We start from the raw sequence: 23,791 nt of genomic DNA, 5'->3' as shown, positions 1-23,791 counted from the left end.
TCGTCCGCGCTAAGCGGTTTCCCAAATCGCCTTGCCCTGCCAGCGCCGTTCGATCGCCGTCAGAAACAGTTTCACCTTGGGGGAGAGATGGCGCCGGCTGGGATAGACGGCGCAGATCGGCGGCCCCGGGCGACAATAGCGCTCCAGCACCGGCACCAGCGTGCCGGCCGCAATCTGCTCGCCGACCAGAAACGCCCCCACTTGGCACAGGCCGGCCCCGTCGACGGCCGCATCCCGCAAAGCCTCGACGTTGTTGAAACGCATCCGGCCGCGCACCGGCTGTTCGTGCAGCTGGCCGTTGACCAAATAGCGCCAGGGCGCCGGCAGCCCCTGATGGCTGAAAACCAGCGTCTCGTGATCGCCCAACGCCTCCGGTTTCGCAGGCGTGCCGTAGCGCGCCAGATAGTCCGGCGCCGCGCAGGTGATCAGGCGATGCGGCGCGAGCACTCGCCGCACCAGCCGGCTGTCGTCGCTGCCGCCGACCCGGATAGCTACGTCGATGCCGTCGCGCACCAGATCGCTGTACTCATCGGAGAAGCTGACGTCGGCGTCCACCTCCGGCCACTGTGCCAAAAACTCCCGTAAAATCGGCAGGATATGCAACCGCCCCAGCGAGACCGGCAGATCCAACCGCAGCCGCCCGCGCGGGGTTTGCCGCCGCGTATTGAGCGCCGTTTCCGCCTCTTCGGCCTGCGACAGGATGCGCTGCGCATACTCGTAAAACACCGCGCCGTCTTCGGTCAGGCTGACGCTGCGCGTGGTGCGCTGCAGCAGCCGGGTCGCCAATCGCTCCTCCAATCGGTTCACGCATTTGCCCGCCGCCGATCGGGAGATGCCCAGCCTCTCGGCCGCCAGCGTGAAGCTGCAGGCGTCGGCGACGCGGATGAACACCAGCAGGTCTGTCAGGTTATCCAACGGCATAGACGGTAAATTAGCCACGATTTGTCCCCAATGTTGCGCAATCAGGCCAGTTTATCAGCCATTTTGGCGCGGATACACTGAGGTTATTCATCTGTTGGGAGGATCCTTATGAATGCCTTACACGCCGACGGCGGCGCAAAACCCTGGCTGGCGACCTTCGCGGTCGGCCTGTCCACCTTTACCGTCGTCACCGCAGAAATGCTGCCCGTCGGGCTGCTGACTCCGATCGTCAGCACCTTGAACGCATCGATAGGCCGTGCCGGGCTGCTAATTTCCCTGCCGGCCCTGTTCGCCGCGCTGTTCGCCCCGCTGGTGGTGCTGGGCGCCCGGCGCACGGATCGCCGCAGCCTGTTGGTGGGCTTTCTGCTGCTGCTGATCGCCGCCAACCTGCTGGCCGCCGCTGCCACCTCCCTGGCCCTGCTGTTCGCCGCGCGCACCCTGCTGGGCTTTTGCATCGGCGGTATCTGGGCCATCGCCGGCGGGTTGGCGGAACGCCTGGTGCCGCCGGCCTCCGTCGGATTGGCGCTGTCCGTCATCTTCGGCGGCGTAGCGGCGGCCTCGGTGTTCGGCGTGCCTCTCGGGGTGTTCCTCGGCGAAGCGCTGGGTTGGCGCATGGCGTTTCTGGCCGTCGCCGTCCTGGCGGCGCTGACCCTGCTGTTGCTGCTGTGCGTGCTGCCGTCGCTGCCGGTCACGCAGGCGATAAGCTGGCGGTCGTTCACCGCGCAGCGCGCGAATCGCCGACTGCTCCTCGGACTGCTGCTGACGTTTCTGCTGGTCGCCGGCCACTTTATGGCTTACACCTTTGTCCGCCCGCTGTTGCAGACGGTCGCCGGCATCGAGGGCCGCTGGGTGGGGCCGCTGCTGTTCGCCTACGGCGTCGCCGGTATCGCCGGGAATTTCATCGCCGGCCAGGCCGCCGCCAAGCGGCTGCGCCGCACCCTGGCGCTGATCGCCCTCGGGCTGGCGCTCGCCGTCCTGCTGCTGCCGCTGCTGGGCCACGCGCCGCTGAGCGGCAGTGCCTTCCTCCTGCTGTGGGGCATCGCCTACGGCGGCGTTTCCGTTTCACTGATGGCATGGATGCTCAAGGCGGCCCCCGATGCGGTCGAGGTCGCCTCTTCTCTGTATATCGCGCTGTTTAATCTGGCGATTTCCTGCGGTTCGCTGGCGGGTGGGCTGGTGGTGGACACCGGAGGCCTGACGATAAACGGCGTGCTGTCCGGCATGGTGCTGCTGCTGGCGTTAGCCATCCTGATGGGGACCCGGCGGCAGATGCCGAAAACGGCGGCGAAAGCCGATTCGCCGCCGGGTTGAATCAGGCGCGGCGCTGCCGCAGGCCGTAAACCAGCACCACCGCGAAACACAGCAGCGGCAGTAGATAAGAGAGCGCGGTGCTGTAACGGTCGGCCAGCGCCCCCATAAAGTACGGCATGATGGCGCCGCCGACGATCGCCATGATCATAAAGGAGCTGGCGCGTTTGGTGTGTTTACCCAGGTTTTTCACCCCCAGGGCGAAAATGGTCGGGAACATGATCGACATAAAGAAGAACACCGCGATCAGCGCCACCACCGATACGCCGTCGACGCTCAGCATCACCACGCCGCACAGCGCGATGTTGATCAGCGCATAGGCCGCCAGCAGCGTCGCCGGTTTGACTCGCCCCATCAGCCAGGTGCTGAAGAAGCGTCCGACCATAAAGCAGATCATGGCGATCGACAGCAGGTAAGAGGCGCTCTGGTTAGACACCTCGCGCCAGTGCTCGGTGGCGTAGTTGATGAAGAACGCCCCGACGCCCACCTGCGCCGCCACGTAGAAGAACTGTGTGATAACCCCGCCGACGAAATGCGGATGCTGCCACAATCCTTGCGCTATCACGCCGTGCACCGGTTTTTCCTCTTCGCGGATCGCCGGCAGCCGTGTGCGGCTGAACAACAGCGCGATCAGCAGCACCAGCACGGCGATCGCTACATAGGTCATCTTCACCGCGCTCTGATCGCCGCCGCCGGCGGACTGGCTGGCGGAGAAGAACAGCGTGCCGCCGATCAACGGGCCGATAAACTGCCCGAGGCCGTTGAACGACTGGGCCAGGTTGAGCCGCCGTTCGGCGCCCTGCGCGTCGCCCAGCACCGTGGCGTACGGGTTGGCCGCCGTTTCCAGGCAGCCCAGGCCGCTGGCGATGACGAACAGCGCGAACAGGAATACGCTGAAGCTGTTGGCCGACGCCGCCGGCACGAACAACAGCGCCCCCAGCGCGTACAGGCACAGCCCGACCAGAATGCCTGCCTTATAGCCCTTGCGGTCCATAAAGTACCCGGCGGGCAGCGCCACCAGGAAATAGGCGCCGAAATAGGCCGCCTGCAGCAGCCCCGACTGCGCCTTGGTGACGTGCAACGTCTCCTGAAAATGTTTGTTTAATACGTCCAGCAGGCCATAGGACAGCCCCCACATGAAGAACAGGCTGGTGACCAGGATAAAGGCCCAGCGCAGATTGGCGGTCACGGGGACGCCCGGCTGCGCGGAGGCCGCACTTTTTTCAGCAAGCATGGTGATACCCTCGTATCGTCTGGCGATGATGATGTTGGCGTTATTGCTGTTGCAGAGAGAAAATCCGCGCCATTTCCACCCATTTTTCGCCCTGCGGCGTCCAGGGGGTGGCGGCCTGGTAGTGCCACATCAGCGCTTCCCATCGCTGTACTTCGGGGTTGTTCAGGCTGGCGGCGTCAAAACGCGCGGCGTCGAAATCGGCGCTGACCTCCACGATCATGAACAGCCGGGTGCCCAACCGGTAAATTTCCATGTCCAGAATGCCGTGCTCGCGCAAATGCGCGGCGATGCCCGGCCAGATGCGCTGATGATGCTGCTGGTACTCCGCAATCAGCGCCGGTGAGTCAATCAGATCGAGCGCCTGGCAGAAACGGCGCCGCCCTGCCGCCGCGCCGCTCACGTCAGCGCCCGATCGAGATGCAGGTAGCCGCCGTCCACCGATAGCCACTGCCCGGTGGTATGCGATGACCGCGACGACAGCAAAAACGCCACGGTATCGGCGATCTCCTGCGGCGTGGTCATGCGCTGCCCGAGCGGAATGCGCGCGGTGATTTTCTCCATCTGCCGCTGCGGCTCGGCGAAGGTGTTGAGCCAGCGCTGGTACTGCGGGGTGATCACCTCCGCCGGCACCACCGCGTTCACCCGCACCCCGTCATGGCGCAGCGACACCGCCCATTCGCGCGTCAGCGCCAGCACCGCGCCCTTGGCGGCGGTGTAGCCGCTGGTGCCCCCCTGCCCGCTGAGCGCGGTCTTGGAGGCGATGTTGACGATGGCGCCCCGGCTTTCCTGCAGCGCCGCCTGGCACAGGTGCGCCATCAGGTAGTAGTGCACCAGGTTCTTCTCCAGCGAGCCGACGAACGCTTCACGCCCCGCCTCCAGCCCGACGCCGTCATTGACCCCGGCGTTGTTCACCAGTCCGTCGATGCGGCCGAAGGTCGCCAGCGTCTGGCTGACCGCCCGGCGGCAGGCCGCCTCGTCGCACAATTCGGTGAGGATCACCTCGGTGCGCGGCTGCAGCCGCTGCAAATCGGCCAGCAGCGCCGCCTCCGGCGCGGCGTTGGTGACCAGCACCGGGATCGCCCCCTCCTCGGCCAGCACATGAGCAATCGCCGCGCCGATGCCGGCACCGCCGCCGGTGACCAGCACCACCTTATCTTGCAGATACAGATCCATAACCAGACTCCGTTAAACCGTAAATTCGCCAGGCGGTGCCGCCCCAAATCGCCGCCTGCTCGGCGGCCCCCAGCGTCGACAGCGCCCGTTCGCACAGTTGCACCACCTGGCGGTAGTCGCCGGCCAGCAGGCACACCGGCCAGTCGGAGCCGAACATCAGCCGCTCCGGGCCGAACGCCTCCAGCGCGGCGTCGAAGAACGGCAGCAGTTCTTCCGCCCGCCACCGGCCGCCCGGCGCCTCGGTGATCAGCCCCGAGAGCTTGCAGGCCACGTGCGGCAGCGCCGCCAGCGGCCGGATTTGCTGCGCCCAGTGCCGCGCGCCGCGCGCGATGTCCGGCTTGCCGAGGTGATCCAGCACCAGCCAGTGTTCGTCATGGCGGGCGGCGAACGCCGCCGCGGCCGCCAGATGCCGGTGCGTCACCAGGATCTCGTACACATACCCGGCGCGCTGCAGCGTTTGCATGCCGCGTTCCACCTCCGGCCGCGCCAACCAGGCCGCCGGATCCGCTTCGTCCTGCACCTGATGGCGCACCCCGCGCAGCGCGCTGTAAGGCTGTAAGGCCTCCAGGCGCTGCGCCAGCTGCGGCGCGGCGATATCCAGCCAGCCCACCACGCCGCATACGCCCTCGCTCTGCTCAGCCAGCGCCAGCAGGGCCAGCGTCTCGTCCTCGCTGGGGCGCGCCTGCACCGCCAGCGCGCCGTCGAAACCGTGTTCCTGCAACAGCGGCCGCAGCCGGGGCGGATCGAAATCCTGCCGCAGCACCCGCATCCGCTCGTCGATCCACGGGTAGTGCCGTGGGTGATAGCGCCAGTAGTGCTGATGCGCGTCGATGCGCGACATGCGATCCTCCCGCCTCACCCGCGGAACCGATACTGCTCGATCGAAGACGGATGCATCTCGATCGAGTAACCGGGACGGCTCGGCGGCATGTAGGCCGCGCCGTTGATCACGCAGGGATCGACAAAGTGTTCATGCAAATGATCGACGTACTCGATCACCCGGCCTTCGTGGGTGCCGGCGATGCACAGGTAGTCGATCATCGACAGGTGCTGCACGTACTCGCACAGTCCGACGCCGCCAGCGTGCGGGCAGACCGGCAGCTGGTATTTGGCCGCCATCAGCATCACCGCCAGCACTTCGTTGACGCCGCCGAGACGGCAGGCGTCGATCTGCACCACGTCTACCGCGCCGCGCATGATGAACTGCTTGAACATGATGCGGTTCTGACACATCTCACCGGTGGCCACCTTGACCGGCGCCACCCCTTCGCGGATGCGGCGATGCCCTTCCACGTCGTCCGGGCTGGTCGGCTCTTCGATAAACCAGGGTTTGGCGAACGCCAGATGCTTCACCCACGGAATGGCTTCGTCCACTTCCCACACCTGGTTGGCGTCGATCATCAGCCGGCGATCTGGGCCGATCACCTCGCGGGCGATGCGCACCCGGCGGATGTCGTCTTCCAGATCGCGCCCGACCTTCAGCTTCAGGTAGGAGAAACCGGCGTCGACCGCTTCCTGGCACAGGCGGCGCAGCTTGTCGTCCGGGTAGCCCAGCCAGCCGGCGGAGGTGGTGTAACAGGGATACCCCTCCTGCAGCAGCCGCTCCAGGCGCCGTTCTTTGCCCTCGGCCCGCTGTTTCAGCAGCGCCAGCGCTTCCTGCGGCGTGATGCAGTCGGTGATGTAACGGAAGTCGATGCAGCGCACCAGCTCCTCCGGCGTCATCTCCGCCACCAGCCGCCACACCGGCTTGCCGACCGATTTGGCCCACAGATCCCACACCGCGTTGACCACCGCGCCGGTCGCCAGGTGAATGGCGCCTTTGTCCGGCCCGATCCAGCGCAGCTGGCTGTCGCTGGTGAAGCGCCGCCAGAAGGCGCCCATATCCGCGGCGATCGTCTCCAGCCGCTCACCGACGATCTGATGCTCCAGCGCGCGGATCGCCGCGCAGCAGATCTCGTTGCCGCGGCCGATGGTGAACGTCAGTCCGTGGCCGCTGAGATCCGCGCGATCGGTCTCCAGGATCACGTAGGCGGCGGAATAGTCGGGATCCGGATTCATGGCGTCGGATCCGTCCAGCCCCAGCGACGTGGGGAAACGAATGTCTTCAACCCGCAGTGCGGTAATGGTGGTCATGGCGGCGCTCCCGGTTAAGCCTGTACGGTTTGCTGGCGCTGTTCGCCCAGCCCTTCAATGCCCAGACGCATCGTCTGGCCCGCCCGCAGGTAGATGGGCTGCGGTTTCTGCCCCATGCCGACGCCCGGCGGCGTGCCGGTGGAGATCACGTCGCCCGGCTGCAGGCTCATAAAGCGGCTGAGGTAACTGACGATCTGTGGAATGCGGAAGATCATGGTGCTGGTGTTGCCGTCCTGATAGCGCTTGCCGTCCACCTCCAGCCACAGGTTCAGGCTGTGCGGATCGGCGATCTCATCGGCGGTCACCAGCCAGGGGCCGATCGGCCCAAAGGTGTCGCAGCCTTTGCCCTTGTCCCAGGTGCCGCCGCGCTCAATTTGATACTCGCGTTCTGAGACGTCGTTGATCACGCAATAACCGGCGACGTGGCGCATCGCGTCCGCTTCGCTGATGTAGCGCCCGCCCAGGCCGATCACCACGCCCAGCTCCACTTCCCAGTCGGTTTTCTGCGAGCCGCGTGGGATCTCCACCCGGTCGTAGGGGCCGACCACCGCGCTGGTCCATTTGTTGAACACCACCGGTTCTTCAGGAATGGCCGCGCCGGTTTCCGCCGCGTGATCGGCGTAGTTCAGGCCGATACAGATGAACTTGCCGATGCCGCCGACGCAGGCGCCGAGACGCGGCTGCCCCTCGACCAGCGGCAACGCGGCGCTGTCCAGCGCGCGCAGTTTGGCGAGCGACGCCGGCAATAACGCGGCGCCCCCCACGTCGGCAATATGCTGCGACAGATCGCGCAGGCGGCCCTGCTCATCCAACATGCCGGGGCGCTCTTGCCCGGGTTCCCCATAACGTAAAAGTTTCATGCGTTCCTCTCTCAAAACTGGCGGCTCAGTTGCTCCAGCCACCGTCGATGATCTGCACCGTGCCGGTGGTGTACGAGCTGGCGTCGGAGGCCAGATACAGCGCCAATTGGGCGATTTCCTCGGTGGTGCCGATGCGCCCGATCGGCTGACGGGCGACGAACGCCTGATACACCTCTTGCTCGCTGCGCCCCTGTTCGCGCGCCTGCTCGGCGATGCGCTGGCGCAGCGACGGCGATTCCACCGTGCCGGGGCAAATGGCGTTGCAGCGGATGCCCTGGGTGACGTAATCCGCCGCCACCGAGCGCGTTAGGCCGATCACCGCCGCCTTGCTGGCGCTGTAGGCGAAGCGGTTCGGCACCCCTTTCACGCTCGAGGCCACCGAAGACATGTTGATGATCGAGCCTTTGCCGCGCGCCAACATGCCCGGCAGGAAGGCGCGGATCATGCGGAACATCGCGGTGACGTTGAGATCGAGCGCGAACGCCCACTGATCTTCGCTGCAGTCGAGGATCGATCCGCTGTGCACCACGCCAGCGCAGTTGAACAGCACGTCGATCGGGCCGATCGCTTCCGCCGCCGCCGCGATGGCGGCCGGATCGGTGACGTTCAGCGTCAGCGCGCGGATCCCGGCGGAGCCCTGCAGGCGCTCGAGGTTGATGTCGCTGGCGATCACTTCAGCGCCGGCGGCGGCGAACAGCCTGGCGGTGGTGAATCCGATCCCTTGCCCGGCGGCGGTGATCAGTACGCGTTTCCCGGTTAAATCCATCTTGACTCCTCGGCCTAAAGGTCTAATGGTCAGGCCACTAAAGGCAGTTAAAGGTCAGGCCTCTAACATGACAAAAGACGCTTTACGCGTTATCGTTGGGGGAAGAAGTTAATAAAAACAGCCTTGAAACCGCATTTCAATTAACCATTTTTTTACACTTGAATAACGATTACTCAAGCGCCTTATCGCATAATTGTGCGCCAAATCACTGAACGCCGAATCGTCAAAGGTCAAAAATGCCGATTACCCGACTGGAAAACCCAAGAATTTACAGACAGATAGCTGACCAACTCAAACGTCTGATCGAAAATAACGAATTTCCGCCGGGCAGCCGTCTGCCCTCGGAGCGCGATCTCGCCCAGCAATTGCAGGTCAGCCGCGCGTCAGTGCGCGAGGCGCTGATCGCGCTGGAAGTGATCGGCCTGGTAGACGTCAAGGTCGGCAACGGGGTGATCGTGCGCTCGCCAACGCCGCTGGCGCCGTCGCAGGAGCCGGTGATGGCCCAAGCCGGCCGCAACCAGTGGGCGGAGATCGACGACGAACTGAACATCGAGCTGGATTTCAACGCCGAGTTGCCGCCGTTTTCTCTGCTGCAAACCCGCCTGCTGATCGAACCGGAGACCGCCGCGCTGGCCGCGCGCCACGCCACCGACGAAGAGCTGGCGGGTATCCGCGCCGCCTATGAGCAGAATTGCCGCGATAACCGGGCCGGCTCCGCCACCCACCCCGGCGATCGGCTGTTCCATATCCGCATCGCCCAGGCCAGCGGCAACCCGGCCTATGCGTTCATCATCGGCCACCTGCTCGGCCACCGTTACGGCAGCATGTTCCGCGTGCTGCAGCGCCACTATACGCCGGACGACATGCCGCACCGCTCCGAGCTGGAACACCGGGCGATCCTGGCGGCGATCGAAGCGCGCGACGTGCGCGGCGCCCGCAAGGCGATGAAGGCGCACCTGGACGAAGTGATCGCCATTTTCGCCCGCGCGCAGTAGGCCGCCGGCGGTGAAAAAATTTTATCGCCACCGCTCTTTTTTCTACATGCAGCCGGGGCCTGGGGGCATTACACTGGGCGACGAATAAGCCCTTTCCCCGCTGCATTGTTAAATGGATAACGACCGTTGAAGAACTCTGTCTCCGCTTTATTGCTGGCGCTGGGCCTGTGCGCCGCGCCGCTGGCCGTGCAGGCCGCGCCCCCGCAGCTGGCTTCGCAAATCGTCGACCAGTATGCCGAACATATTTTCTACAACAGCGGCGCCACCGGCATGGCGCTGGTGGTGATCGACGGCAATCAGGTGGTTAACCGCAGCTTCGGCGACACCAAGCCCGGCAACAACCTGCGCCCGCGCCCGGATTCGCTGATCCGCATCGCGTCGATCACCAAGCTGATGACCAGTGAAGTGATGGTAAAAATGGCGGCGGCAGGCCAGGTCAAACTGACCGATCCGCTGCGCAAGTACGCCCCCAAAGGCGCCTATGTGCCGGCTTACAACGCCGGCCAGCCGATCACGTTATTGAACCTGGCCACTCACACCAGCGCGCTGCCGCGCGAGCAGCCGGGCAAGAAGCCGCCGAAAACGCCGGTGTTCACCTGGCCGACCAAGGCCCAGCGCTGGCAGTGGCTGGCGCATGCCAACATCACGACACCGCCGGGCGTGCACGCCGCGTATTCCAACCTGGCGTACGATCTGCTGGCCGACGCGCTGTCGCGCGCCGCGGGCAAGCCTTACAACGCGCTGCTGAAAGAGAAAATCACCGCGCCGCTCGGCATGGTCGACACCACGCTGACGCCGAGCCCTGAACAATGTTCGCGCCTGATGGTGGCGGCGGCCGGCCCGAGCGCCTGCCGCGACACCACCGCCGCGGCCGGCAGCGGCGGCGTCTACTCCACCCCGCGCGACATGCAGCGCTGGATGCAGCAGTTCCTCTCCTCCAGCGCCAGCGGCCCGCGCAAAGCCACCGCCGCCAGCGAACAAACCATGTACTTCCAGCGCCACGATCTGGTGTCGCTGAAGGGCATGGACGTGCCGGGGCAAGCAGATGCGCTGGGGTTAGGCTGGGTGTATATGGCGCCGAAGGACGGGCTGCCGGGCATCATTCAGAAGACCGGCGGCGGCGGCGGGTTCATCACCTACATGGCGATGATCCCGGCGAAAAATGTCGGGGTGTTCGTGGTGGTGACCCGTTCGGAGCTGAGTAAGTTCACCAACATGAGCGATCCGGTCAACCGCCTGGTGAGCGATCTGGCGGCCAACAAGAGTTGATATGTGGGGCGCAGCTGGCTGCGCCCCCACGTCTCAGGCCAGCACCGCTATCTGATGGATCACCGGATGGAAGTTGCGCTTGAAGTAGATCAGGCCGTTGCCGGCTTCGCTCAGCGCGATCTGCTTGATCTGCACCAGGTACATCTGGTGGGTACCGATGCTCTGGATCTGCTCGATTTCCCCTTCCAGGCTGGCCAGGGTATTGCGCAGCACCGGCTGCCCCAGTGCGCCAAGCTGCCACTCTTCCAGCCGGAAACGATCTTCCATGCTGACGCCGGTCATGCCGGCGAAGTGGCGCGCCATCAGCTCCTGCTCGTGGTTGAGCACGTTGACGCACAGCCTGCGGTTTTCCTGAAACACCGGGTTCATCGCGCTGTTGCGGTTGATGCACACCAGCAGCGTCGGCGGCGTATCGGTTACCGAGCACACCGCCGTGGCGGTGATGCCGCAGCGCCCCGCCGGGCCGTCAGTGGTGACGATATTCACCGCCGCCGACAGGCTGGCCATGGCGTCGCGAAAGCGCAGCCGCTGTTCATTTTCCTGAGACATACAACCTCCTCCTGAATTACTTCAGCAGATTATCCAACTGATTAATATCGTCATTGTTCCGCAGGTGCGGCACCTTCCAGCCGTGCTGATCGTAATCGGCCAGGCACTTGTCGACCATCTGCATCATGCGATCCATATTGCCGGATCCCTGCGCATGGCGCAGGCACTGCAGGCGGATCTCATCCTGGCTGCCGGCGTAGTTGATCTCATACAGCTCGTGGCGCCCGCCGAACTCACTGCCGATCGCGTCCCACATCAGCTTGAGGATCTTGATGCGCTCGACGTGATCCATGCCGTCCGATCCGCGCACGTAGCGCGCCAGGTACTTGTCGATCTCCGGGTTGTTCATGTCGCGCACGCTGGACGGCAGGTAGATCAGGCCGCTGGTGACGTTCTTCTCGATGATGTGTTTCACCTTGGTGTAGGCCATCGGCGCCATCACGCGGTAGGTTTGCAGCGCGGCGGAATCCGGCAGGTAGGCGCCGTTTTCCCATTGCGTGGCTTCGGCGCACATCGCGTCGCTCAGCGACCAGAACAGGTTGCGCCAGGCCACCACTTCGCCCAGATCGGCCTGCACGCCGCGGAACTCCAGCACGCCGGTGCACGAGAGGCTCTTTTGCAACAGCGCGGTGATGAAATCCATCTTCACCGCCAGGCGCACGCAGGCCTGCAGCGGGAACAGCCGGGCGAAACCGCCCTGGGTGCTCCAGCGGCGGCAGCGGTCGAAATCGCGGTAGATCAGCACGTTTTCCCACGGGATCAGCACATGATCCATGATCAGGATCGCGTCGTTCTCGTCGAAGCGGCTGGTGAGCGGATAGTCAAACGGCGATCCGGTGGCGCCGGCCACCAGCTCGTAGGAGGCGCGCGAAATCAGCTTCACTCCTTCGGCGTCCATCGGCGCCACGAACATCAGCGCGAAGTCCGGATTATCGCCCATCACCTGCGCCGAACCGAAGCCGATGAAGTTGTAGTGGGTCAACGCCGAGTTGGTAGCCACCACTTTGGCGCCGCTGACCACGATGCCGGCGTCAGTTTCTTTCTCCACCTGAATGTAGACGTCCTTCACCTCATTGACCGGCTTATGACGATCGATCGGCGGGTTGACGATGGCGTGGTTGAAATAGAGCCCGGTTTCCTGAATGCGTTTGTACCAGTGGCGCGCGTTATCGGCGAACTGGCCGTAGAACTCCGGATAAGCGCCCAGCGCGCAGCCGAAGGCCGCCTTATAATCCGGCGTGCGCCCCATCCAGCCGTAGCTTTGGCGTGACCAGTCGGCGATGGCGTCACGCTGCTGGCGCATCTCTTCCGGGCTGCGGGCGTAGCGGAAGAATTTGTGGGTATAGCCGCCGTTGCCGGTGTCGGTATTCCAGCACAGGCGATCCTGGCTGGCCGGATCGTGCAGCGCGTCGTACAGCTGGCCGACCGACGCCGCCGCGTTGCGGAACGCCGGGTGGGTGGTGACGTCTTTTACGCGTTCGCCGTAAATGTAGATTTCGCGGCTGTCCTGCAAACTTTTCAGGTATTCGGCGCCGGTGAACGGGCGTTTGCTGTCGGCACGAAAGTCTTCTGGTTTCATCGGGTCTTCCTCGTCATCGGCATTTTTCAGGCCGTGGATTCGGCCATTTGTTAAAATAATGTTTTCTTTTGGTTGCTTAATTGAAGCTGCCAAAGCCGGTTTCGAGAAGAGACTTTTGCGGCAATCGCCGGTACTTTTCAGGTCAGTTTGCCGCTTTCGCGGCAAACTGTGATCGCGGTTACGAAAGGGCGTGTTGCGCCGCGCGGTAGGTCGAGGGGGAACAGCCTTCCAGCCGATTGAAAAAACGGGCGAAATAGGCCGGATCCTTGAAGCCGAGGCTGTAGGCGGTTTCATGCACCGTACAGGCGCTGAACAGCAGCATGCGCTTGGCCTCGCGCAGCAGCCGATCGAAGATCAGCCGTTTGGGCGGCCGGTTGGCGAAGCGCCGACACAGGTCGTTGAGCCGCGATTCAGTCACCCCCAACGCCTGCGCATACTCCGGCACCGGCAGATGCTCGCGAAAACGCTCGTCCACCATCTTGTTAAACCGTTGAAACAGCTGCAGTTCGCCGCGCACGCCGCTGTTGGCGCTGTCTTCCAGCGCGGTGTTGCGCAGCAGCAGCGTGAACACCGCCTGCGCCAACAGCGCCAGCGTCTGTTCGCGCCCGGCCAGATTCTGCGCGAACTCGCGGCGGATCAGCGCCCAATAGTGGCTGAGCGCCGTCAGCTCCTGCGGCGCATCGGCCAGCGACAGGCAGATGCCCGGCATGTCCAGCGCCAGGTTGCTGCCGGGGTACAGGCGCTCCAGCAGCGGCCAAATCAGCTCCTGGCGCACCGTCAGCACGTGGCCGTCGCTGTCCGGTTCGGTGAAGAACGCATGCGGCACCGACGGCGGCGTGAGGATGAACAGCGGCGCCTGCACCGAATAGTGCTGATCGTCGAGCTGCAGCTCTATCTTGCCGGTCTCCAGGAAATGCACCTGGAAGAAGCAGTCGTGCCAGTGCACCTGCATGTCGCGGCCGAAGAATGCCGCCAGCCCGGCGAAGGTTTCGTAGTGCACCTCGTCGGCGGCGTAGCGCGCGTCATACTCTTTGCAAATATCGATGTTGGCGATAAAGCCGGTACTTTTCCGCACCTCATGACCTCCTGCAATCATGCCCACTTGCGCATCAAGGCGTCGCTCTCGGGCGCGAATCCTTCATCGGAATGCGCCACACCAGCACGGCGCCGACGATCAACAGCGCCGAAACGAAATACAGCCCGGAGTTGAAGCTGCCGGTCAGATCCTTGAACCAGCCGATCAGCAGCGGGCTGAGCGCCGATCCGATGTTGCCGGTGGCGTTGATCACGGCGATCCCCACCGCCCGCGCTTCCAGGCTGATCGACTGATCCGGCGTGGTCCAGAAGATCGCCATGGCGGTAAAGGAGCCGACCGAGGCCATCACGATCCCGAGCAGCTGGATCAGGCTGTGATCGGTGGCGGACGCCAATAGCCAGCCGGCGGCGGCGAACAGGTACGGCAGCGCGGTGTGATGCTTGCGCTCCTGCAGCCTGTCGGATCGTTTGCTCCACCACACCATGCCGGCGATGGTGCAGATCTGCGGGATCGCCGCCAGAATGCCGATCGTCACGTTGCTGCTGCCCTGGTTGAAGCTCTGCAGGATCTGCGGCGTCCAGATGTTGATCGCGCTCAGGGTGTTGGTCAGGCAGAAATAGGCCAGCGTGTACATCAGCACAATCGGCGTGCAGATCTCACGCCACAGGCTGCGCTGCTGCAGCGCGCGGTGGCTGCTCGGCCCGTTGGGCTGCACCAGCTGCAGCTTGTCGGCCTCCATCATCGCCTGCAGGCTGGCTTTTTCCTCGTCGGTCAGCCACTTGGCCTTGGCCGGGGTGTCGTCGAGATAGAACCACACCACCACGCCCAGCAGCACCGATGGTATGCCTTCCAGCAGGAACAGCCACTGCCAGCCCTTCAGGTTCATCACCCCGTCCAGCGCCAGGATATAGCCGGAGACCAGCGAGCCGATCGCCATGGTCACCGGCATGGCGATCATGAACAGCGCGTTGGCGCGGGCGCGGTAAAACGCCGGGAACCAGTAGGTGAGGTACACCAGAATGCCCGGCAGGAAGCCGGCCTCGGTGATGCCGACAATCATGCGCAGCACGTACAGACTGGTCGGCCCGGTAGCGAACATGGTGCAGGTGGAGGCAATGCCCCACAGCACCATGATGGTGGCGATCCAGCGCCGCGCACCGACCCGGCTCAGCATCATGTTGCTCGGTATGCCAAAGATCACGTAGGTGACATAGAACAACGTCGCCGCCAGCCCGAACATGGTCGAGCTGAGGCCGAGATCTTTGCCCATCGTCAGCCCGGCGAAGCCGATGTTGATACGATCGAGGAAAGAGAAAACAAACAACACGAACAGGAAAATGATCAGGCGCCGAAACAACTTTTTAATCACCGATTGCTCGGCGGCGGTTAACGCTTTATGTTGCTGCGCCGGGTTGGCCGGCGGCAGCGAATCGACGTGGTTCATGGTTCAGTAGACTCCCGATGAAGGCGCTTGCGCCCCGCCCTGTTTGAACTCGTTCGCCAGGGCTTCCGCCGCCCGCGCCAGCAGGGTGGTGTCCACCCCTACCGCGACGAACAGCGCGCCGGCCTCCAGATAGCGCTGCGCCAGCGCCTTGTTGGCCATCAAAATGCCCGGCGCCTTGCCGGCGGCGCGGATACGCGCGATGGCGTCGTCGATAGTGCGCTGCACCTCCGGGTGCTGCGGATTACCGGCAAAGCCCATGTCGGCGCTGAGATCCGCCGGGCCGATAAACACGCCGTCCACCCCTTCCACCTGCAAAATGGCGTCGAGGTTTTTCACCGCTTCGCGGGTTTCAATCTGCACCAGCACGCACATCTGCTCATCGGCCTGCTGCAGGTAATCGGGCACCCGATTCCAGCGCGAGGCACGCGCCAGGGCGCTGCCGACGCCGCGCACGCCGTGCGGCGGATAGCGCGTGGCGCGCACCGCGTCGCGCGCCTGTTCGGCATTCTGAATCATCGGGATCAATAAGGTTTGCGCGCCGACGTCCAGCAGTTGCTTGATGATCACCGCGTCGTTCCACGGCGGGCGCACCACCGGCTGGCTCGGGTAAGGCGCGACCGCCTGCAGCTGCCCCAGCACCGTTTGCACGTTGTTGGGCGCATGTTCGCCGTCGATCAGCAGCCAGTCGAAACCGGCGCCGGCCAGCAGCTCGGCGCTGTAGCTGCTGCACAGCCCGAGCCACAGCCCGATCTGCGGGCGTTTTTCCTGCAGCGCTCGCTTGAAGTGGTTGGTTAACATCGCATTCTCCCTGACAAGCGGGCGCGACGCGTGGCCCCCGCCCGATTATTGCGGCCCGGTTCGCCGAGCCGGCTTATTAGACGAAGCGGCAGCTGATGCAGCCCATCGGGCCGTAATCGACGTGGAAAGTATCGCCGCGCCGCGCCGGCACCGGCCGGGTGAAGGAACCGCCGAGGATCACCTGCCCCGCTTCCAGCTCCACCTCATACGGCGCCAGCTTGTTGGCCAGCCAGGCCACACCGTTGGCCGGATGATTGAGCACCGCCGCCGCCACGCCGGACTCTTCAATCACGCCGTTGCGGTACAGCAGCGCGGAGATCCAGCGCAGATCCAGCGCATCCGGCTTGATTGGCCGCCCGCCCATCACCACCCCGGCGTTGGCGGCGTTGTCGGAGATGGTGTCGAACACCTTGCGCGGCCGCTGCGTCTCGGGATCGACGTTGTGGCTGCGCGCGTCGATGATCTCCAGCGCCGGAATGACGTAGTCGGTGGCGTTGTAGACGTCGAACAGCGTGCAGTTCGGCCCGCGCAGCGGCTTGGCCAGCACGAACGCCAGCTCCACCTCCACCCGCGGCACGATAAAGCGGTCGATCGGAATGTCGCTGCCGTCGTTGAAGAACATGTCGTCCAGCAACGCGCCGTAGTCCGGCTCGGTGATCTGCGAGCTCACCTGCATGGCGCGCGACGTCAGGCCGATCTTGTGGCCTTTGAGCGTGCGCCCCTCGGCGATCTTCAGCGCCACCCACTGCCGCTGAATGGCATAGGCGTCTTCAATGGTGATCTCGGGATGATCGAGCGACAGCGCGCGGATCTGCTCACGACTCTTTTCCGCCTGATGCAGGCGCTGCACGGCGCGGTTAATCTGCTCTTTATCCAGCATGTACGACCCCTTATTCACGCCTTGTTGAACAGCGCGTGGACATTGTTCTGTTTGTAATTCAGCACCGGATCCAGCTCTTCCATGGTGAAAGAGAGCGCCAGGTAACGCTGCGCCATCAGCGCGGCAAAGTGTTCCTTGATCAGCGCAAACAGCATCTCGCCCACCTGCTGCCGGCTTTCCAGACTGCGGCCGTGGCCGATCTTCAGCGTCATGTGCACGAAGGCGTAATCCTGCTTGCCGTCGGCCATCTGCCAGGTGTCGAGCCAGATGGCGCGGCTGCGCACGCCGGCCAGCGGAAAGATGCCGGTCGCCGCCAGCGCCTCGTTGACCTTGGCGAACAGGGTGGGCAAATCCGCCTCGCGGCGGATGTTGTCGGTACATTCAGCGTAAAAATGGGGCATAACGTTCTCCAGACGGCGCATAGGCGCGGGCGCGGCCCGCGCAGCGGCATTTACAGCGTATTGCCAAGTTTGAAACCTTTTTCCGTATCGCCCTCGCGGGTATAGGAAAAACCGTCTGCGCCGATGGTGACGGCCATTTCGCTGGGCGCACTGCGCTCGATGACCGGCTGCGGCTGCCCATCGAGATCCAGCACCAGCGATCCTTCGGTATACCAGCTCGGCACCACCGGATTGCCCCACCAGTCGCGGCGCTGGTTGTCATGCACGTCCCAGGTCACGGTCGGGTTGTCCGGATCGCCGGTGTAGTAATCCTGCGTGTAGATTTCCACCCGGTGGCCATCGGGATCGCGCAGGTAGAGGTAGAACGCGTTGGAGACGCCGTGGCGGCCAGGGCCGCGTTCGATCAAATCGGATTTGCGCAGCGCGCCGAGCTTGTCGCAGATGGCCAAAATATTGTGCTTTTCATGAGTGGCGAAGGCGATGTGATGCATGCGCGGCCCGGCGCCGCCGGTCATCGCGGTATCGTGTACCGTCGCCTTGCGGCGCATCCAGGCGGCGTAAACCACGCCGTCTTCATCGCGGATGTCTTCCGTCACGCGGAAGCCCAGCCCCTGGATGTATTCCACGGCGCGCGGCACGTCAGGGGTGATTTGGTTAAAGTGGTCGAGGCGCACCAGCGCGCCCGGCGTATACAGATCGTAGCGCCAGGCCAGACGCTCGACGTGCTGCACATCGTAGAAAAACTCATACGGGAAACCGAGCGGGTCCTCTACCCGCACCGCATCGCCGATGCCTTTGGCGAACCCGTTCACCCGACGCTCGGTACGGCAGCCAAGCGCCTTGAAATACGCTTCGGCGCGATCGACGTCTTCCGGCGTGCGCACGCGGAAAGCAAACGCCGCCACGGCGGCGACCGGGCCTTCGCGCAGCACCAGGTTATGGTGAATAAACTCCTCCATCGAACGCAGGTAGAGGGTTTTATCCTCTTCGGCGGTCACGACCAGGCCGAGGATATCGACGTAAAATTCGCGTGCGGCTTTAAGGTTCGTGACCTGAATTTCCATGTAGGCACAGCGCACGACGTCGGGAGCAGGGACAGCATCAGTGGTCAGTTTTGTCGTCATTGTTCTCATCTCTTTCGTTATTATTGTGGCCTGAGGCTCAAACGCCCCATTTCGGGATCGGGTGGTCGCCCATGGAAATGCACACGTTCTTCATTTCGGCGAACACTTCGAAGCTGTATTCGCCGCCTTCGCGGCCGGTGCCGGAGGCTTTCACGCCGCCGAACGGTTGGCGCAGATCGCGTACGTTTTGGGTGTTGACGAAAACCATGCCCGCTTCAATGCCGCGGGCCAGGCGCAGAACCTTGCTCACATCCTGCGTCCAGATGTACGACGCCAGGCCGTACTCCACGTCGTTGGCCATGCGCAGGCCGTCTTCTTCCGACTTGAACGGCAGCAGGCAGGCCACCGGCCCGAAAATCTCCTCCTGCGCCACGCGCATCCGGTTATCGACATCCGCCAGCACCGTCGGGCGCAGGAAGTTGCCGTGGCTCAAACCGGCCGGTTTGTCCGGGCCGCCGGCCAGCAGGGTTGCCCCTTCTTCCACCCCGAGGCGGATATAGCCGGAGACTTTTTCCCAGTGCTGCGGGCTGATCAGCGCCCCCACCTGGGTGTTGGGATCTTGCGGATCGCCCACGCGCAGACGGTTGGCGCGCTCGGCAAAGCGTTTGACGAATTCCGGGTAGATGCTCTCCTGAATGAAGATGCGCGAACCGGCAGTGCAGCGTTCACCGTTGATCGAGAAGATGGTGAACAGCGCGGCGTCGAGCGCCCGCTCGATGTCGGCGTCTTCAAAGATCAGCACCGGCGACTTGCCGCCCAGTTCCATGGAGAATTTCTTCAACCCAGCGCTTTCGATGATGCGGCGGCCGGTGGCGGTGCCGCCGGTGAAGGAGACCGCACGCACGTCTTTATGGCGCACCAATGCGTCACCGGCGGTGGCGCCGTAGCCCTGCACCACATTCAGCACCCCGGCCGGGATGCCGGCCTCCAGCGCCAGCTCGCCCAGGCGGTCGGCGGTCAGCGGCGACAGTTCGGACATCTTCAGCACCGCCGTGTTGCCCAGCGCCAGGCAAGGCGCGGTTTTCCAGGTGGCGGTCATGAACGGCACGTTCCACGGCGATACCAGCGCGCATACCCCTACCGGCTGCACCAGCGTGTAGTTGAGCATTTTGTCGTCCACCGGGTAGGTCTTGCCGTTCATCTGCTGGCACACCTCGGCGAAGAACTCGAAGTTGTGCGAAGCGCGCGGGATCAGCACGTTTTTGGTCTGGTGGATCGGCAGGCCGGTGTCGGCGGTTTCCAGTTCGGCGATCTGCGGCACGTTCTGGTCGATCAGTTCACCCAAACGGCGCATCAGGCGCGCGCGCTCTTTCATCGGCGTATTCGCCCACTTGGGGAACGCCTCTTTCGCCGCGGCCACCGCCTGGTCTATCTCCAGCTGACCGCCGGAGGCCACTTCCGCCAGCACCTCGCCGTTCGCCGGGTTGGTGGTGGTGAAATACTCTTTGCTGGCGACGTTCTTGCCGTTAATCCAGTGGTTGATGGTTTTCATCGCAGGCTTTCCTCGTAATCTTTTTCACTGATAATGTGGTTAACCAAACGGCCGATGCCTTCGATCTCCACCACCACTTCATCGCCCGGCTGCACGTCGGCCAGCCCTTTCGGCGTGCCGGTGGCGATCATATCGCCCGGCTGCAGCGTCATGAATTCGCTCAGGTAGGCGATCAGGAACGGAATGTCGAAAATCATGTCGGCGGTGCTGCCGCGCTGGCGCAGCTCACCGTTGACGTAGGTGCTGAGCGCCAGCCGGTGCGGATCGGCGACGTCGTCGCGATCGACGATGTACGGCCCGATCGGCGTTAGGGTATCGCGGCTCTTCACCCGCAGATTCGGCCGGTAGTAGTTCTCCAGGTAATCGCGGATGGCGTAGTCGTTGCACAAGGTGTAACCCGCCACGTACTCCATGGCGTGCTCACGGCTGACGTTGCGCGCGGTCTTGCCGATCACCGCCACCAGCTCGGCTTCGTAATGCATATACTCCACGCCGGCTGGGCGTACCGACACCTGACGGTGCCCGGTCAGGGTGTTCGGCGCCTTGAGGAACACCAGCGGCTCTTCCGGCGCCTTGAATTCCAGCTCGCTGGCGTGGTCGGCATAGTTCAGCCCCAGGGCGAACACCGTGCCCTGCGCCGGCGGCAGCCATTCCACTTCGCGCTCCTGCAGCACCTCGCCGTTCGGCAGCGTGACGCGCAGCTGGTCGTCCACCTGAACGTTGACGATCTGGCCATGATGGCGAATACGGGCATGTTTCATGATGCGGCTCCTGCCTGGGTGACGCGGTTGGTGAGAGTGGGCAGGCCGGCGGCGCGCACCGTCACCTCATCCCCCGGTTTGATCTCCACCCGCTGGTGCGGGGTGCCGATTAACACCGCATCGCCCGGCTGCAGGGTGATGAAATCGCTGATGGCGGCGATCAGTTCCGGCACCGAGCGCACCAGATCGGCGGTGGACCAGCGGTCCTGCTCCACGCCGTTGATCTCGGTGACGATCTCCAGCCGATCGGCATTCTCCAGCAGACCAATCTCCCCCAGCGGGCAGAACCCGTCGCGGCATTTGGCCTTGATCGCCGGGCGGTAGAAGCTGCTTTCCGGCAGGCTGACGTCGTTGGCCAGCGCGTAACCGGCCAGATAACGGCTCACCTGCGCCGCCGGCACCTTGCGCACGGTATCGCCGATGATCACCGCCAGCGTGCCGCCGCTCTGCACGGTTTCACCGGCCGGAAACGGGATCGCCCCGCCGTTGGCGAGGTGGGTGTTGCGCGGTTTGATAAACCACACCGGGGTTTTGGGCGGGGTTTGATACGGTGGCTGGTGAAACGCCTGATCCCAGGCGTCCAGTTGGCTACGGTGGTTCAGCGCAACGGAAAATACGGTGCCTTTCATGCGAACTCCTCCAATGGCAAAACATGACAATCGGCATTCATTAACATATTAATGATTACTTTTATACGCTGTGCAGCTTTTACGCAACGCGCTTGGAGTGATTTGTGATCGTGATAACAAAATATTCACAAACAACGAACATTAGCGTGATTATTCAGCGTATTAATCATTTTTCTCGCCATTTTTCGCTGCGCCGCGCATTTTTGCTTTATCCCTGCGGGTAACTTTGGCTACTATTAAGTTATTAACAAAATCGGGCCTGCGGGGTAATAGCCCTGCGGTAAGCGCCGTGACAACGAACACCTTGATAGCTAAGGCCAAACTTATGCATGAATCGTTAACCATCGCCCTGCTGCAGGCGCGCGAAACCGCCATGGGGTTCTTTCGCCCGATCCTGAAAAGCCACAACCTGACCGAGCAGCAGTGGCGCATCATCCGCGTGCTGGCCAACAGCCGCTCGATCGAATTCCACGAACTGGCGGCGGAAACCTGCATCCTGCGCCCCAGCCTGACCGGCATTCTGTCGCGCATGGAGCGTGATAAGCTGATCTTCCGCCTCAAGCCGGTCAACGATCAGCGCAAGCTGTACGTGTCGCTGACCCAGCAGGGTCAGGATCTGTATGAAGTGGCGCGCCACCAGGTGGAACAGGGCTACGCCGAGATTGAAGCCGCTTTCTCGCGGCAAAAAATGGATCAGTTGATGACGCTGCTGGACGAGCTGATCACCCTGGGCGACAGCCTGCCTGCCAACGTCACCGCGCATCCCGCCAAGCAGTGATTTAACCCACCGGAATGCTCAAATTAATTGGCGTTGCAGCCAACAACGCTGCAGCGTCAAGTAAGCAGAGAATTCGTTTCCGGCAACAGCGCGCCGCCGTCCACCACCAGCGTCTGGCCGGTGATGTAGGCCGCCGCCGGCGAGGCGAGAAACACCATCGCCGCGGCGATGTCTTCCGGTTCCCCCAGCCGCCCGAGCGGCACCGAGGCGGCGATCGCCTGATTCACCTGCGCGTCGCCCAGGTTGGCCATCGCCGGCGTGCGGATCATCCCCGGCTCCACGCCGTTGACGCGAATGTTCTCCGCCGCCAGCTCCAGCGCCGCCGCGCGAATAAATCCGTTCACCCCGGCCTTGGAGGCCGCATAGTGCGCCAGCCCCGGGTAGGCCACCCGCGGGCCGGTCACCGACGAGGTCACCAGAATGCAGCCCCCGCCCCGACGGCGCATCCACGGCAGCGCCGCCTGCGCCAGAAAGAACGGCGCCATCAGATTGACGCTCAGCGTGCGTTGCAACAAGGCCGCGTCGATGGCGGTAAACGGCGTCAGCGGAAAATAGGCGGCGTTGTGGATCACCACGTCCAACCGTTGACGGCGCTCACCCACCGCCGCCACTCCCTCGGCAATCTGCCCCGGCTCGGCCAGATCGCAGGCCAGCGCCTGTACGCTCAGCCCTTCGTCCCGCAGCGTTTGCGCCGCCGCCTGCGCCTGCGGCAGCTGCACGTCCGCGATCGTCACCTCGGCGCCCAGCCGAGCAAAGGCGCTGACGATCGCCAGCCCAATGCCCTGAGCGCCGCCGGTCACCAGCACCACCTGCCCCGCGAAGGCATTGGCCGCATAGGTTGCGCTCATCGGCCTATCCTCGCGGGTGGTGCGTGGTGTTGAGCACCTGCGCGTGGGCGCCGACCGCAAAGTTGCTCAGCGCGCTGAAATCGCTGCCCTGATAACCGAGGATCTTGCCGTCGGTGCGCATGCCCTGCAGATCGATCATCACCACGCCCAGCGTCGGGATGATCTTCTCGCGCCAGACGAACAGATAAAGCTGATCCGCCACCTTCACGTAGTGGCAGCGATCGACGTCCGCCAGTCCTTTCTCCACCCCGTCCAGACACTGCCAGGCGTAGAAGTTGTCGTTCAGGTAGATGTGCTCGTACCGCTCGGTCGGGCTGTAGGTGTACATATTGCGCATGCCGATCAGCTCATCGGTAAAGCCCGGCGGTGCCGCGTCGGCGGCGTCCAGCGTGCCGAAGCGGAATTCGGCCTCGACCGCGGTCAGCGGTAGCCCCTGCTCCACTCGGCTGAAGGCATCGAGCCGCGTCTGCGCTTCGTCCGGCAGTTGGCCGTACACCGCAGTGAAGTTGCCCTGATTGCGGTCACACACCAGCGTAATGCTGGCGTTGGCGCGGGTAGGATCGAGAAAATCGATGAACAACACGCCAGGGCGAATGCTGGTAGCGCGATAGGCGACGCCGCGCCGCTCTCCCCACTCCAGCGTCTGCTCGTCGGTAAACCGACAGCGCTGCGTCGCACCGTCGCTAAAGCGCAGCGTCAGCGTGGTGCCCGCCAGGCCGTGCTGGCGTTCCAACGTGTTGCTGTGCGGCGCAAAGCCTTCCGCCAGCGCGCCAACCTGAATGAATACCGCTTCTGAACTCATGGAAATGCTCC

Annotated in this window: 25 protein-coding genes; 4 read left to right on the top strand and 21 right to left on the bottom strand. The window is 63.8% G+C overall.

What is annotated here, in order from left to right:
- Positions 1-9: 9 nt before the first annotated feature.
- Positions 10-921 (bottom strand): LysR family transcriptional regulator, encoded by a 912-nt coding sequence (locus WA302_RS20485; protein ID WP_261456592.1) that lies wholly within the window; start codon positions 919-921, stop codon positions 10-12.
- 108 nt (positions 922-1,029) lie between these two features.
- On the opposite strand from WA302_RS20485, the gene WA302_RS20480 reads away from it, so the two are divergent.
- Positions 1,030-2,232: an MFS transporter gene (locus tag WA302_RS20480; RefSeq protein WP_261456551.1), complete on the top strand. Its 1,203-nt coding sequence runs from the start codon at positions 1,030-1,032 to the stop codon at positions 2,230-2,232.
- A 1-nt stretch (position 2,233) separates the two neighbouring features.
- Here WA302_RS20480 and fucP read toward each other — a convergent pair whose 3' ends face one another.
- Genes fucP through WA302_RS20445 form a run of 7 tightly spaced genes read right to left on the bottom strand, consistent with a single transcriptional unit; the run spans position 2,234 to position 8,395 of the window.
- Positions 2,234-3,463, bottom strand: a complete 1,230-nt coding sequence (gene fucP, locus WA302_RS20475; protein ID WP_164099955.1) for an L-fucose:H+ symporter permease — start codon at positions 3,461-3,463, stop codon at positions 2,234-2,236.
- 40 nt (positions 3,464-3,503) lie between these two features.
- The gene (locus WA302_RS20470) at positions 3,504-3,863 is read right to left on the bottom strand and encodes an L-rhamnose mutarotase (protein ID WP_015376547.1); all 360 of its coding nucleotides are present in this window, start codon (positions 3,861-3,863) and stop codon (positions 3,504-3,506) included.
- Positions 3,860-4,636, bottom strand: coding sequence for an SDR family oxidoreductase (locus WA302_RS20465; RefSeq protein ID WP_043136096.1), 777 nt, complete (start codon positions 4,634-4,636; stop codon positions 3,860-3,862). The genes WA302_RS20470 and WA302_RS20465 overlap by 4 nt, the downstream gene beginning before the upstream one ends.
- Positions 4,614-5,477, bottom strand: a complete 864-nt coding sequence (locus tag WA302_RS20460) for an amidohydrolase family protein (protein WP_261456552.1) — start codon at positions 5,475-5,477, stop codon at positions 4,614-4,616. Before WA302_RS20460 ends, WA302_RS20465 begins: the two co-directional genes overlap by 23 nt.
- 14 nt (positions 5,478-5,491) lie before the next feature.
- On the bottom strand, positions 5,492-6,769 hold the full coding sequence (locus WA302_RS20455; protein WP_025305193.1) for an L-fuconate dehydratase: 1,278 nt from the start codon (positions 6,767-6,769) through the stop codon (positions 5,492-5,494).
- Between the two features lie 14 nt (positions 6,770-6,783).
- Positions 6,784-7,629, bottom strand: a complete 846-nt coding sequence (locus WA302_RS20450) for a fumarylacetoacetate hydrolase family protein (RefSeq protein ID WP_261456553.1) — start codon at positions 7,627-7,629, stop codon at positions 6,784-6,786.
- A gap of 25 nt (positions 7,630-7,654) precedes the next feature.
- Positions 7,655-8,395 carry an SDR family oxidoreductase gene (locus WA302_RS20445; RefSeq protein ID WP_043136107.1) on the bottom strand — a complete coding sequence of 247 codons (741 nt, stop codon included), beginning with the start codon at positions 8,393-8,395 and terminating at the stop codon, positions 7,655-7,657.
- 236 nt (positions 8,396-8,631) lie between these two features.
- Between WA302_RS20445 and WA302_RS20440 the strand changes: the two genes are divergently transcribed.
- A complete protein-coding gene (locus WA302_RS20440; protein WP_025305190.1) occupies positions 8,632-9,390 on the top strand; it encodes a FadR/GntR family transcriptional regulator in 759 nt (252 codons plus the stop codon).
- Positions 9,391-9,516: 126 nt separating this feature from the next.
- Positions 9,517-10,659 (top strand): D-alanyl-D-alanine-carboxypeptidase/endopeptidase AmpH, encoded by a 1,143-nt coding sequence (ampH, locus tag WA302_RS20435; RefSeq protein ID WP_025305189.1) that lies wholly within the window; start codon positions 9,517-9,519, stop codon positions 10,657-10,659.
- A 33-nt stretch (positions 10,660-10,692) separates the two neighbouring features.
- On the opposite strand, the gene hpaC is transcribed toward ampH, so the two are convergent.
- From hpaC to WA302_RS20380, 11 genes are all read right to left on the bottom strand, one after another.
- On the bottom strand, positions 10,693-11,208 hold the full coding sequence (gene hpaC / locus WA302_RS20430) for a 4-hydroxyphenylacetate 3-monooxygenase, reductase component (RefSeq protein ID WP_197812962.1): 516 nt from the start codon (positions 11,206-11,208) through the stop codon (positions 10,693-10,695).
- Positions 11,209-11,224: 16 nt separating this feature from the next.
- Positions 11,225-12,787, bottom strand: a complete 1,563-nt coding sequence (gene hpaB, locus WA302_RS20425) for a 4-hydroxyphenylacetate 3-monooxygenase, oxygenase component (RefSeq protein WP_043136111.1) — start codon at positions 12,785-12,787, stop codon at positions 11,225-11,227.
- 178 nt (positions 12,788-12,965) lie between these two features.
- The gene (gene hpaA, locus WA302_RS20420) at positions 12,966-13,862 is read right to left on the bottom strand and encodes a 4-hydroxyphenylacetate catabolism regulatory protein HpaA (RefSeq protein ID WP_004933161.1); all 897 of its coding nucleotides are present in this window, start codon (positions 13,860-13,862) and stop codon (positions 12,966-12,968) included.
- Between the two features lie 34 nt (positions 13,863-13,896).
- The gene (gene hpaX / locus WA302_RS20415) at positions 13,897-15,267 is read right to left on the bottom strand and encodes a 4-hydroxyphenylacetate permease (protein ID WP_087762954.1); all 1,371 of its coding nucleotides are present in this window, start codon (positions 15,265-15,267) and stop codon (positions 13,897-13,899) included.
- Between the two features lie 3 nt (positions 15,268-15,270).
- Positions 15,271-16,065 (bottom strand): 4-hydroxy-2-oxoheptanedioate aldolase, encoded by a 795-nt coding sequence (gene hpaI / locus WA302_RS20410; protein ID WP_074055321.1) that lies wholly within the window; start codon positions 16,063-16,065, stop codon positions 15,271-15,273.
- A 76-nt stretch (positions 16,066-16,141) separates the two neighbouring features.
- A complete protein-coding gene (gene hpaH, locus WA302_RS20405) occupies positions 16,142-16,945 on the bottom strand; it encodes a 2-oxo-hept-4-ene-1,7-dioate hydratase (protein WP_060434149.1) in 804 nt (267 codons plus the stop codon).
- A gap of 14 nt (positions 16,946-16,959) precedes the next feature.
- The gene (locus WA302_RS20400) at positions 16,960-17,346 is read right to left on the bottom strand and encodes a 5-carboxymethyl-2-hydroxymuconate Delta-isomerase (RefSeq protein ID WP_004933172.1); all 387 of its coding nucleotides are present in this window, start codon (positions 17,344-17,346) and stop codon (positions 16,960-16,962) included.
- 50 nt (positions 17,347-17,396) lie between these two features.
- Positions 17,397-18,470 (bottom strand): 3,4-dihydroxyphenylacetate 2,3-dioxygenase, encoded by a 1,074-nt coding sequence (gene hpaD / locus WA302_RS20395; RefSeq protein WP_089180517.1) that lies wholly within the window; start codon positions 18,468-18,470, stop codon positions 17,397-17,399.
- 37 nt (positions 18,471-18,507) lie between these two features.
- Positions 18,508-19,962 carry a 5-carboxymethyl-2-hydroxymuconate semialdehyde dehydrogenase gene (gene hpaE, locus WA302_RS20390; RefSeq protein WP_033636981.1) on the bottom strand — a complete coding sequence of 485 codons (1,455 nt, stop codon included), beginning with the start codon at positions 19,960-19,962 and terminating at the stop codon, positions 18,508-18,510.
- The gene (locus WA302_RS20385) at positions 19,959-20,723 is read right to left on the bottom strand and encodes a fumarylacetoacetate hydrolase family protein (RefSeq protein WP_043136132.1); all 765 of its coding nucleotides are present in this window, start codon (positions 20,721-20,723) and stop codon (positions 19,959-19,961) included. The genes hpaE and WA302_RS20385 overlap by 4 nt, the downstream gene beginning before the upstream one ends.
- A complete protein-coding gene (locus WA302_RS20380; RefSeq protein WP_049207851.1) occupies positions 20,720-21,352 on the bottom strand; it encodes a fumarylacetoacetate hydrolase family protein in 633 nt (210 codons plus the stop codon). The genes WA302_RS20385 and WA302_RS20380 overlap by 4 nt, the downstream gene beginning before the upstream one ends.
- 325 nt (positions 21,353-21,677) lie before the next feature.
- Between WA302_RS20380 and hpaR the strand changes: the two genes are divergently transcribed.
- Positions 21,678-22,130, top strand: coding sequence for a homoprotocatechuate degradation operon regulator HpaR (gene hpaR, locus WA302_RS20375; RefSeq protein ID WP_004933183.1), 453 nt, complete (start codon positions 21,678-21,680; stop codon positions 22,128-22,130).
- Positions 22,131-22,186: 56 nt separating this feature from the next.
- Here hpaR and WA302_RS20370 read toward each other — a convergent pair whose 3' ends face one another.
- Together WA302_RS20370 and WA302_RS20365 are read right to left on the bottom strand one after the other, a co-directional pair.
- Positions 22,187-22,978, bottom strand: coding sequence for an SDR family oxidoreductase (locus WA302_RS20370; protein WP_033641763.1), 792 nt, complete (start codon positions 22,976-22,978; stop codon positions 22,187-22,189).
- 4 nt (positions 22,979-22,982) lie between these two features.
- The gene (locus WA302_RS20365; RefSeq protein ID WP_197791103.1) at positions 22,983-23,780 is read right to left on the bottom strand and encodes a MoaF C-terminal domain-containing protein; all 798 of its coding nucleotides are present in this window, start codon (positions 23,778-23,780) and stop codon (positions 22,983-22,985) included.
- Between the last annotated feature and the right edge of the window lie 11 nt (positions 23,781-23,791).

The organism is Serratia sp. 201 (assembly GCF_037027545.1).
Lineage (GTDB): Bacteria > Pseudomonadota > Gammaproteobacteria > Enterobacterales > Enterobacteriaceae > Serratia > Serratia bockelmannii.
This window is presented reverse-complemented; position numbering and strand designations above follow the sequence as displayed.